General features: G+C 41.6%; 9 protein-coding genes, 7 tRNA genes and 1 pseudogene. 1 reads left to right on the top strand and 16 read right to left on the bottom strand.

What is annotated here, in order from left to right:
• Nucleotides 1–52: 52 nt before the first annotated feature.
• Nucleotides 53–703, bottom strand: a complete 651-nt coding sequence (locus V7Z64_RS08665) for a hypothetical protein (protein ID WP_297992305.1) — start codon at nt 701–703, stop codon at nt 53–55.
• Between the two features lie 72 nt (nt 704–775).
• The gene (locus tag V7Z64_RS08660) at nt 776–1414 is read right to left on the bottom strand and encodes a hypothetical protein (RefSeq protein ID WP_297992303.1); all 639 of its coding nucleotides are present in this window, start codon (nt 1412–1414) and stop codon (nt 776–778) included.
• Nucleotides 1415–1671: 257 nt separating this feature from the next.
• On the opposite strand from V7Z64_RS08660, the pseudogene V7Z64_RS08655 reads away from it, so the two are divergent.
• Nucleotides 1672–2010: pseudogene (locus tag V7Z64_RS08655) on the top strand (acyl-CoA thioesterase); the annotation flags it as partial.
• Between the two features lie 69 nt (nt 2011–2079).
• Here the strand turns inward: V7Z64_RS08655 and glmS are convergent.
• The 14 genes from glmS to V7Z64_RS08585 all read right to left on the bottom strand — a co-directional run bounded on the left by glmS (nt 2080) and on the right by V7Z64_RS08585 (nt 10850).
• Complete coding sequence (gene glmS / locus V7Z64_RS08650; RefSeq protein WP_297992300.1) at nt 2080–3882, bottom strand: glutamine--fructose-6-phosphate transaminase (isomerizing); 1803 nt, start codon at nt 3880–3882, stop codon at nt 2080–2082.
• 390 nt (nt 3883–4272) lie between these two features.
• Entirely contained in the window at nt 4273–5619 is a 1347-nt protein-coding gene (gene glmM / locus V7Z64_RS08645) for a phosphoglucosamine mutase (protein WP_297992296.1), read from the bottom strand.
• 19 nt (nt 5620–5638) lie between these two features.
• The gene (locus V7Z64_RS08640; protein ID WP_297992293.1) at nt 5639–6871 is read right to left on the bottom strand and encodes a CdaR family protein; all 1233 of its coding nucleotides are present in this window, start codon (nt 6869–6871) and stop codon (nt 5639–5641) included.
• Complete coding sequence (gene cdaA / locus V7Z64_RS08635; RefSeq protein ID WP_297992291.1) at nt 6864–7685, bottom strand: diadenylate cyclase CdaA; 822 nt, start codon at nt 7683–7685, stop codon at nt 6864–6866. The genes V7Z64_RS08640 and cdaA overlap by 8 nt, the downstream gene beginning before the upstream one ends.
• 63 nt (nt 7686–7748) lie before the next feature.
• Nucleotides 7749–8363 carry an anti-sigma factor family protein gene (locus V7Z64_RS08630; RefSeq protein WP_297992289.1) on the bottom strand — a complete coding sequence of 205 codons (615 nt, stop codon included), beginning with the start codon at nt 8361–8363 and terminating at the stop codon, nt 7749–7751.
• Nucleotides 8364–8381: 18 nt separating this feature from the next.
• Nucleotides 8382–8945 carry an RNA polymerase sigma factor SigW gene (sigW, locus tag V7Z64_RS08625; protein ID WP_004577756.1) on the bottom strand — a complete coding sequence of 188 codons (564 nt, stop codon included), beginning with the start codon at nt 8943–8945 and terminating at the stop codon, nt 8382–8384.
• 123 nt (nt 8946–9068) lie between these two features.
• The gene (gene rocF, locus V7Z64_RS08620; protein WP_004577755.1) at nt 9069–9965 is read right to left on the bottom strand and encodes an arginase; all 897 of its coding nucleotides are present in this window, start codon (nt 9963–9965) and stop codon (nt 9069–9071) included.
• Between the two features lie 144 nt (nt 9966–10109).
• Nucleotides 10110–10182: transfer RNA gene (locus tag V7Z64_RS08615), tRNA-Ala, on the bottom strand.
• 1 nt (nt 10183) lies between these two features.
• Nucleotides 10184–10258: transfer RNA gene (locus V7Z64_RS08610), tRNA-Gly, on the bottom strand.
• A 6-nt stretch (nt 10259–10264) separates the two neighbouring features.
• A tRNA-Lys gene (locus V7Z64_RS08605) sits at nt 10265–10337 on the bottom strand.
• 145 nt (nt 10338–10482) lie between these two features.
• A tRNA-Gln gene (locus V7Z64_RS08600) sits at nt 10483–10557 on the bottom strand.
• A 17-nt stretch (nt 10558–10574) separates the two neighbouring features.
• A tRNA-Tyr gene (locus V7Z64_RS08595) sits at nt 10575–10659 on the bottom strand.
• 5 nt (nt 10660–10664) lie between these two features.
• Nucleotides 10665–10740 (bottom strand) — tRNA-Thr (locus V7Z64_RS08590).
• A gap of 34 nt (nt 10741–10774) precedes the next feature.
• Nucleotides 10775–10850 (bottom strand) — tRNA-Val (locus V7Z64_RS08585).
• Between the last annotated feature and the right edge of the window lie 56 nt (nt 10851–10906).

The raw sequence follows: 10906 nt of genomic DNA, 5'->3' as shown, positions 1-10906 counted from the left end.
TGTTTGTCTTTTAGGGATGGAAATTAATGTAATGAAAAATACTCATCTACAGTTAATTATTTATTTTTTCTTCTTTTTCTTTCTTAACATCTTCTAATAACCAAGAAAGTGCATGAGCAAAACCATTATCTTTTTCGTACTTCAAGAAATATTTATCTCCTGTTGTATCAGCAAGGAAAGTAACTTCGTCATTTTCAATTGCGGTTAAATATTCATGATCCACAAAACCGTACATATCAATAAAACCAACAAACTCCGCATTATATTCCTCTTTAAGTTGTTTTTTCACCATATTAACATGTTTTTCATCCACGTGTGGTTTAAAAGCGAGTGTTATACGCTCATCGCCTTTCACAGCACGTGCTACAAATTGTTGAGGATTGATACTATGTTTCTTTACAAATTCCTTTAATTCCTTAAGTTCTAATGGGCGAGAAAATGTGATAGTGGTATTAATATCTTCAACTTTTTTGTTTTTAATTTCATTATTTTTTTCGGTAATAAGTCTCTTGTATTTTTTTATACCTAATTCTGTTTTCTCAATACTTTTATACTGTTCTATTAAATTTTGTTTACTAAAATTTAGATCTGATTCTTTATTCTCGTTAGAAGTTGCATTTCCAATTTGAACCACATTAAAAGTAAAGACCAACGCACAACTTAGTCCAGTTACTGCTAACAAAACTTTTTTGCTCCAAGCCATCTTAATGACCTCCTTAAAATTATACCTATAAAATTTCTTTTTTAAAATTATTTACTATTACATTAATTTTAATCATGGTCTTCCAAGGTTGTCCCCGTAAGTAATCGCACGATAGCCACCGCCATTTATGCAGTTGTTGTAGTCAATAAAACCTTTTTTACTCATAGCAAAGTTTAATTGTATTTCTCCACTGTCCCCACTATCCCCATCTCTAAAATCTTCCCAGTTTGTTGTAAAGAAATACTGTTGGGGAGCTACTGTTCCTAATGCAACTACTTCTGATTCTTGGTTATCTACTCCACCGTCTGTCTCAAAATCGAATTTTGGATCGGGTAAATTTGTAGTAGAAACATAGGCACTAATCTCTAAATCAAGTGAATTATCAGGAACAGCTGTCATATCGACAGTAAAATATGCTGCAGAATTGTCACAACTTGTTCCAGGGTTATCTCCACCGTTGTTATATTCCTTGATTTGACTCACGTTATATGAGTCTAAAGTAAACTTACTTTCTGTTCTAATGTAGTAGAAGCCGTCGTATCCGAAATACGATTTGAGACTACCTGTTCTCGGTACGTACGAACCATTGTTGTAATTAGAGTAACTCCAAGATGTTGAATCTCCTATTGTTTCAGCCGCAGTAGTCCCTCCTAATACAAAAGTAGCTAGAATGGCGGCAAGTGGAGATGTGAACAAATTCTTCTTTAACATAATAATAACAACCTCCCTCAAGATTAGTACATTAAACGCTTGTCAGTCGCCAAGTGAATTGAATGGTTGATTTGACTTAATATTAAAAAAAAAAAAAAACTGTCAACATTTTTTTACATTAATTTTATATAAAGTAAAAATTTAATTTTTTAATCGAAGATTGTACTTTATCATTTAAGATCGATGTGCATAGGAAAAATAGGGAGTTCAAACCATCCCAGTTCTTCTTTACTGTAAAAGTGATCAGAACATTTTTAGAACTTGCGGCAATATCCGCCATGCGCCATGCACGAAAAGCAGTCGTTACCGTTTCTATCGACAAAGTTGACTTTATTTCTTCTGCAAAAGTAGACGATATTTTAAAACTCGAAGCATTCGTCTACTCGACCGGACGCACATCCATGAAAGTATTCGTCAAAGTCGAAACAGAAGATTTATTTACAGGCGAACATCACTTAACAACGACATGCTTTTTAACGATGGTCGCCATCGATCAAAACAAAAAACCGACCCCCGTTCCAAAAGTTATCATTAGCGAACGGGAAGAACAAATCGTACAACTGTATCAGAAAAACAAACGAAACAACAAGGCATAGCATACATTCATATAAAAAAACACACGTCCGATTACGTACAACGTAATCCATGACGTGTGTTTTTAAGCTTTATTCCACCGTTACAGACTTCGCTAAGTTGCGTGGTTTGTCGACGTCGCAACCGCGATGTAATGCTGCATAGTAAGCAATGAGCTGCAATGGAACGACAGATGCAAGCGGCGCAAGCATTGGATGAACAGCTGGAATGACGAAACGGTCGTCCTCCATGTCTAATCCTTTCATGGAAATGATGCACGGATTTGCACCGCGCGCGACAACTTCTTTTACGTTCCCACGAATGCTTAAATTCACATGTTCTTGTGTCGCAAGTGCGATGACTGGTGTACCTTTTTCAATTAACGCAATTGTGCCGTGCTTCAATTCCCCGCCTGCAAAACCTTCTGCTTGAATGTAAGAAATTTCTTTAAGCTTTAGCGCACCTTCTAATACGACATAATAGTCGACTGCGCGACCGATAAAGAAGCAGTTGCGTGTTGTCGCTAAATATTCGCGTGCGATGTTTTCCATTTCATGTTTTGCATCACAAAGTGTTTCCATCGCATTCGCAACAATGCCGAGTTCCTTTGTTACGTCAACATCTAGCGCGATACCTTTTGCTTTTGCAGCCACCGCAGCTAGCATCGCCAGCACTGCAATTTGTGCTGTATATGCCTTCGTTGAAGCAACAGCGATTTCTGGTCCAGCATGAAGAAGAAGCGTATAATCTGCTTCGCGCGACAATGTCGAACCCGGCACGTTCGTAATGGTTAATGATTTATAACCAAGCTCTTTCGTGCGCACGAGCACCGCGCGGCTATCTGCCGTCTCCCCGCTTTGTGAAATATAAATAAAGAGCGGTTTTTCCGATAAAAGCGGCATGTTGTATGAAAATTCGCTTGCAATGTGCACTTCAACAGGGATTTTCGCCCAGTTTTCGATCAATTGCTTACCGACTAAACCAGCATGATAGCTCGTGCCGCATGCGACGATATATAAGCGATCCGCTTCATTAATCGCCTGCACAATGTCTTCATCAATCGCCAGTTCACCTTGTTCGTTGCGATATTTTTCAATTAAACGGCGAATGACAAGCGGCTGTTCATCAATCTCTTTTAACATATAGTACGGATACGTTCCTTTTTCAATGTCGCTTGCATCCAATTCCGCCACATATGGCGCGCGCTCCACTACTTCACCATTTAGCATTTTAATCGTCACACTTTCTTTTGTCACAATGACGATTTCTTTATCCATTAACTCGACGTATCGGTTTGTTACTTGCAGCATTGCGAGCGCATCGCTTGCGACGACGTTAAATCCTTCACCTAATCCAGCTAAAAGCGGGCTTTTGTTTTTCGCCGCGTAAATGATGCCATCATTTTCTGCATCAATTAAAGCGATCGCATACGAGCCTTTCAATAACGAAAGCGTCTTACGGAACGCTTCTTCCACCGACAATCCGTCGTTTACAAACGTTTCAATTAACTGAACAATAACTTCTGTATCTGTATCACTTTTAAACGTCACATGTGCTAAATAATCGCGTTTTAACAATTCGTAGTTTTCGATCACACCGTTATGCACAAGCGTGAAGCGGCCAGATGCACTTTGATGTGGATGAGCATTCACGCGGTTTGGCACGCCATGTGTCGCCCAACGCGTATGACCGATACCAAGCGGTGCATCTACATCTTCTGCAACGACGGCACGCAAGTCGGCAATCCGTCCTTTTTCTTTAAATACGTGTACACCTTTTTCATTTAATAACGCAATCCCTGCAGAGTCATATCCTCGATACTCTAACTTTTCTAATCCGTACAATAAAATTTCTTTTGATGGTTGTTCACCAATATAACCAACGATTCCGCACATAAAAAAATCCTCCCTCATGTTAGGGGCAAGAAGGGGCTCTTGCCCCTTAAATAATTGACTTGCTTGCGATGAACGCTCTTTCCTTTGTGCAAAGAGTCGCCTCTTTGTTTTAAGAAAGAACTTGCGGCTGTCATCGCTTCAGCCGGGAGGCATCCGCCGAACACTCGATAAACCTCCTCCTCGTCAACTAAGCTTTTTTCCGTCCAAGCTTAGTCCAGGCGCTTTTATACAATTGTTTTCTTCTATCCTCCTTTCATGTAAGATGTCAAACAACAACATTCTACAACAACAAAGAGGCAAACGTCAATGTGAATCGCTTACCCCTGTATAAACAAAATATGCATAAATGGAATAATCCGTTCCATTTATGCATATTGTTTACCGAAACCATTATTGTGCGCCAAAACGCTCACGAATGACCGCTGCAATGCGTTCTACGTATTGATCACAAAGCTCATTTGTCGGCGCTTCTGCCATCACGCGAACGAGCGGCTCCGTCCCTGATGGGCGAACGAGAATGCGACCGTTTCCAGCCATTTCTTCTTCTACCTCACGAATGATGCGTTGTACTTCTTCGCTTGCAATGGCTTCATGTTTATCCGTTACTTTCACGTTCACGAGTTTTTGTGGATATTTTTTCATTTCTCCCGCCAGCTCTGAAAGTGGCTTTTTCGTCACTTTCATAATGTTAACAAGCTGTAATGCCGTCAACAAGCCATCGCCTGTCGTGTTGTAATCAAGGAAAATAATATGCCCAGATTGTTCTCCACCTAAATTGTAACCGTTCTTTTTCATTTCTTCGACGACATAACGGTCCCCTACAGCTGTCTGCACACTTTTTATTCCTTGCGCCTCGAGCGCTTTATAAAAACCGAGGTTGCTCATCACTGTCGAGACGACCGTTTGATGTTTTAAGCGCCCTTGTTCATTTAAATATTTCGCGCAAATGTACATAATTTGGTCCCCATCAACGATGTGGCCATTTTCATCGACTGCAATTAATCGGTCGCCATCTCCATCAAATGCTAAGCCAACATCGGCTCCCTTTTCCTTCACAAACGCTGCTAGCGCCTCTGGATGAGTAGAGCCAACCCCTTCGTTAATGTTTAATCCATTCGGCGATGCCCCCATCGTAGACACATCGGCATCTAAATCGGCAAATAAATGCGTCGCCAACGACGATGTCGCACCGTGGGCGCAATCAAGGGCAACGTGAATGCCTGAAAAATCTTCGTCCACTGTCTGTTTTAAGTATTGTAAATACTTTTGTCCACCTTCAAAATAGTCATTTACTTGTCCTAAATCTTTTCCTGTTGGACGAGGTAATGTATCTTCTTCGCTATCAAGAAGCGCTTCAATTTCCTGTTCTTGTTCGTCGGACAGTTTAAAACCATCCGGCCCGAAAAATTTAATGCCGTTGTCTTGGACAGGATTATGCGAGGCGGAGATCATCACTCCCGCCTGCGCCCCTAGCACTTTCGTTAAATATGCTACGCCCGACGTTGAAATGACACCTAGACGCATCACTTCTGCTCCGATAGAAAGCAATCCAGCAACAAGCGCTCCTTCTAACATATGACCAGAAATGCGTGTGTCGCGACCGATTAACACTTTTGGACGTTCTTTATCTTTCGTTAATACGTAACCGCCAAAACGCCCAATTTTAAAAGCTAGCTCTGGCGTTAATTCGCTATTGGCAATTCCTCGAACACCGTCTGTCCCGAAATACTTACCCATACTATCGCTCCTTTTGTCATTACTCATTTCTTGTAATACGAATCGTTGCTTCTTTTTGCGGTAGTTTCCAGCGAACGTTTTGAGGTCCGTTTACTTCAATAGGCACATCATGTTCACCGATACCTAATTCACTAACGTTTAAGTATACTTCAATATCCTTTAGTTGAATAGCGTTCAATACACGTTGAGCCCCTAAAGCCGTTAGCGTAATACTTTGTTCAACAGGATCTACAAATTCAGCTTTGTACGCATCGTTTAGACCGATGATTTCAATTGGAACATTGTAAAACGTTCTCTCTTTTTCTTGTTCCACTTCAATTAAAATTGTAACTTTCGCTGGGTCCACTGCTTTGACCCCTTTTGGTACAGGTACATCGACTTGTAAAGTTGTATTGCTTGTAATATTGCTTAAATCGACTTCAATGCCGCTAATAAATTCGATGTCGTCAATTTTTGCTTTTTGTCCAAAAATCGTTACTTCGCTCGGAATCACTTCCATTTTACTAATGCTTAATCCTTCTCGTAGCGTTCCTTTTCGATCAATTTTTAATGGGACAGTTTTGCTTGGGCTTTTAATTGGCACAGTAATGTCAACGATAGACGGCTCGACATCAAGAGGTAACACATTTCCTTCTTTATCATACACCGTCACTTTCGACTCTCGCTCAATCGTTTCTTCGACTCCTTTTAAGTCGACACGTGCTTTCACAAGCGCCACTTTGTCAATTAACGTTTTTGCCCCTGTCACTTTCACAATATTTGGCTTAACAATTGGCTGCTCCGGTGAATAACCGTCTGCCATTTGCGATTTATTAATAAAATCGACTTCGACCGAAAAGTCTTTTGACACACGTTCATCAATCGTTACCGTAATGGTAGCTGGTTCGATCGTCACCCGTAATTTTTCGGAAATATTGCGATATTTTAAAGGGACGATATGCTTACCTATTGGCAGTTTAGACAAGTCCACATATACTTCAAAGTCTCGTTGCAGCCTCGTTGGCGTGACGATGCTTTTCGGTCCCTCAAGCATCACATTAACGGATTGAGGAATACCAGAAACAACAAGGTTTTCTTGATCATAATACGCCACAACTGGAACATCTGTCACCGTTTCCACATCAGTCTGCCCCACTGCGTTGCGCGACGTGCTATTAGATTGTGTTTCAATATTGACTGAAACGTAAATCATAAGCGCTAAAAGCAAAGAAAACATACGTATAAACCATGGGCTATTCATCCATTTATCCACTTTTTTTCGCCCTCCACTGCCAACGAGATGAAGAAGTCGCTTTCGGTTGAATGAGCTCTTTCGTCAACAATTCTCGTAATACATCTAATTTTAAATCACGGTAAAGCTCCCCGTTTTTCGTAACAGAAATCGCTCCTGTCTCCTCTGATACAACAACGGTAATGCTGTCTGTCACTTCGCTAATGCCTAGCGCTGCCCGATGACGCGTGCCAAGTTCTTTAGAAATAAACGGACTTTCTGATAACGGCAAGTAGCATGACGCTGCGGCAATTTGATTCTTTTGAATAATGACAGCGCCATCGTGAAGTGGCGTGTTTGGAATAAAAATGTTAATTAACAATTCTGATGAAACATGTGCTTGTAGTGGAATGCCGGTTTCAATATAATCGCCCATTCCTGTTTCTCGTTCAATGGAAATAAGAGCCCCGATTCGTCGTTTTGCCATGTATTCTGTCGCCTTTGTAATTGCATCAATGATGTGCGTTTGCTCTTCTTCTTCGGGCGTCGTGCTTCGTGAAAACAATTTTCCCCGTCCTAGTTGCTCCAGCGCACGACGTAGCTCTGGCTGAAAAATGATAATAATAGCCAAAAACCCCCATGTAATGGCCTGATCCATCAGCCATTGCAACGTGCTTAATCCAACAAAACTGCTCACGATTCGAACAAGAATAATGACAATAATTCCTTTAAGTAGTTGCACCGCTTTCGTTCCACGCACAAGCATAATCAACTTATAAATAACAAACCAAACAACGAGAACATCTACAAATTTAATGAGGTAATTCACAAATGATGGGAGCTCTCCAAATGGCATTCTTACACTTCCTTCACTCATTCTAATTGCTCTCACATGTAAAAAAGCCATCAATATGGATGGCTATTTCGTTAATGTTTTGGCGATATTGTAACCGACTCTTTTTACATTATACCAAATCCAATCAAATACTTCATTAACTTCTTCAATTTGTCCAGTTACTTCTCCAGCGGAAGCTAAATATTTATGACCGTTAATGACGGTTACATTTCCATGTACTTCTCCTTCAATTTTAATATTGCCGTTGCGCACGACAATATCTCCTTCCACTACTTTTCCTTCTGGGACAATGACAGTGTGGTTTTGAACGATTAAATGTTCCTGTTTCGAAAATGAAAACTCGTTATCTTCTTGCCAAACTGCCCATAAGCTGCTTGTACTTAACAAGATAAACAACGATGCAGCGGTTAAAAACGGATGATGAGTGAACCATCGTTTCCAGCGCACGCGACGTTTTTCACGCGGTAAATTATACATCACTTTTTTCACAAAATCATCCGAAGGGGTCATGTGTGAAACGTTCTCAACAAAGGCCACTGTTTTTTTCAACGCGTAAAAATGCTCTCGGCATGCTTCGCATTGTTGAATATGGCTGCGCAATTGTTGTTCTTCCTCTTTTTGAATGTCTCCGTCAAAGTAATCGTGCATCCATTGGACAATTTTTTCAGAGCATGGCATTTGTCTCACTCCTTTTCATCATAAGTGGCCTAAATGTTTACGCAATGCCTCGCGGCCACGATGAATACGCGTTTTCACTGTACCAATCGGCAAGTTTAAAATGTCACTAATTTCTTGTAGCGATAACTCGTCAATATATTTTAAAACGATGACCGTACGGTATTTCTCGGGCAGTTTTAAAATCGCTTCTTGAACCGTTTGTTGCAATTCTAGACTCTCAAGCGCATCTTCTGGAGAGGCACCTTCATCTGCGAGTTGAGAGTACATCGTTAGCCCGTCTGTTCCTGATACCTCTGCGTCTAAATAAACGTCCGGCTTTTTTTTGCGAATACGATCAATGGATAAATTGGTCGCAATACGATAGAGCCAAGATGAAAATTTCATCGTCGGATCGTATGTATGAATATTAACATACGCCCGAATGAACGCCTCTTGGGCAGCATCCTCTGCCTCGTGACGATTCCCTAACATACGATAGCACAGTTGATAAATTTTATCTTTGTACATTTCAACAATATCAGCGAATGCACTTTGATCTCCTTTTTTTATCGCTTTAATACGTTGCTTAATAAACATGTCCATTCAATATTTACCTCCGCACGGGGGCTACTATTTTATACGAATAACATAAAGCAAAGTTCCATAAATCGCAATGAGTATGTAAATATTTTTTAAAAAATAGAGAGGGGACATCATGCCACCCTCTCATACAAGCTTCTCACCAAACAATGATCCCATCAAAGCGACAGCAGTTGCTGCTGTTTTATTACGTTCATCTAAAATCGGATTGACTTCAACAAATTCTGCCGAAGTAATGATCTGTGCTTCAGCTAACATTTCCATAGCTAAATGGCTTTCGCGATACGTAAGTCCACCAATTACCGGCGTTCCAACACCCGGTGCGTCATGTGGATCAAGTCCGTCTAAATCTAAGGAAAGATGCACACCATCTGTTCGTTCCTTCAAATAAGCAATCGTTTCTTCCATTACTTTTGTCATGCCGAGCCGGTCGACTTCATGCATCGTATATATTTTAATTCCTTTTTCTTTAATTAATTGTTTTTCCCCTTCATCTAGCGAACGAGCACCAATAATTACAATATGTTCTGGTTTTACTTTTGGGCTATAGCCACCAATCATTGTTAAAGCAGGATGACCAAGTCCTAAACTTGCAGCAAGCGGCATGCCATGAATATTTCCAGAAGGCGATGTTTCTTCTGTGTTTAAATCTCCATGTGCATCATACCAAATGACACCTAAATTTTTATAATGTTTGGCCACTCCCGCAAGCGTTCCGATCGCAATGCTATGATCGCCGCCAAGCACAAGCGGAAAACGGCCTCGCGTCACGACTTCATCAACTGTAGCAGCCAGTTTTTCGTTCGCTTCCGCAACCGCTTTCAAGTTTCGTAATTTTGGATTAGTCACATCTTGTTCGCGCTCCGCACGACCAATTTGAATATCTCCCAAATCTTCGATATCATGGTTTAAACGCTCTAAACGTTCAACAACACCCGCATAGCGAATGGCGCTCGGTCCCATATCTACTCCGCGCCGCGTTTGTCCTAAGTCCATCGGGACACCAATAATCGAAATGTTCATCTTAGTTCTCCTCCCCTCGTTGCATCTGCATTTTATTGTACATGAGGAGAAATAGTTGGCTCAACTCGACAACTTTTTGAATATTTATTCTATGAATAATAACAAAAAACCTTAGGCATCGCCTTGCCTAAGGTTTCAACGATATGGAGCCTATCGGGATCGAACCGATGACCTCCTGCGTGCAAAGCAGGCGCTCTCCCAGCTGAGCTAAGGCCCCATGGAGCGGAAGACGGGACTCGAACCCGCGACCCCCACCTTGGCAAGGTGGTGTTCTACCACTGAACTACTTCCGCAAAAAGTGAGCCATGGAGGACTCGAACCTCCGACCCTCTGATTAAAAGTCAGATGCTCTACCTGCTGAGCTAATGGCTCGTTATAAGTTAAAAAAACTTACTCAGTTTTGCTTTACCTGTCCCTTCCTCTACTAGCACACCCAAGATGTCAAGTGCGTCGGGACAACTTGTAACATATTCGAAGAAGTTTTGCTCGTTGCTGAGCTAATGGCTCATCATATACATGGCTGGGCTAGCTGGATTCGAACCAGCGCATCACGGAGTCAAAGTCCGTTGCCTTACCGCTTGGCTATAGCCCATTGATGAAACATCACAATGGTGGAGGGGGACGGATTCGAACCGCCGAACCCAAAGGGAGCGGATTTACAGTCCGCCGCGTTTAGCCACTTCGCTACCCCTCCGCAGATGGTGCCGGCTGCAGGACTTGAACCCGCAACCTACTGATTACAAGTCAGTTGCTCTACCAATTGAGCTAAGCCGGCGCAATCTTTAATTACTCTAGCCACATGATGTATATGGTGGAGGATGACGGGATCGAACCGCCGACCCCTTGCTTGTAAGGCAAGTGCTCTCCCAGCTGAGCTAATCCTCCATAAAAGATGACCCGTACGGGATTCGAACCCGTGTTACCGCCGTGAAAGGGCGGTG

The sequence above is a fragment of the Anoxybacillus sp. genome (assembly GCF_036834105.1).
In the GTDB taxonomy this organism is placed as follows: domain Bacteria; phylum Bacillota; class Bacilli; order Bacillales; family Anoxybacillaceae; genus Anoxybacillus.
This window is presented reverse-complemented; position numbering and strand designations above follow the sequence as displayed.

Coding starts and splice junctions, on each gene's coding strand:
- V7Z64_RS08665 (WP_297992305.1), bottom strand. CDS start 703: ATGGCTTGGAGCAAAAAAGTTTTGTTAGCAGTAACTGGACTAAGTTGT.
- V7Z64_RS08660 (WP_297992303.1), bottom strand. CDS start 1,414: ATGTTAAAGAAGAATTTGTTCACATCTCCACTTGCCGCCATTCTAGCT.
- glmS (WP_297992300.1), bottom strand. CDS start 3,882: ATGTGCGGAATCGTTGGTTATATTGGTGAACAACCATCAAAAGAAATT.
- glmM (WP_297992296.1), bottom strand. CDS start 5,619: ATGGGTAAGTATTTCGGGACAGACGGTGTTCGAGGAATTGCCAATAGC.
- cdaA (WP_297992291.1), bottom strand. CDS start 7,685: ATGCCATTTGGAGAGCTCCCATCATTTGTGAATTACCTCATTAAATTT.
- V7Z64_RS08630 (WP_297992289.1), bottom strand. CDS start 8,363: ATGCCATGCTCTGAAAAAATTGTCCAATGGATGCACGATTACTTTGAC.
- sigW (WP_004577756.1), bottom strand. CDS start 8,945: ATGGACATGTTTATTAAGCAACGTATTAAAGCGATAAAAAAAGGAGAT.
- rocF (WP_004577755.1), bottom strand. CDS start 9,965: ATGAACATTTCGATTATTGGTGTCCCGATGGACTTAGGACAAACGCGG.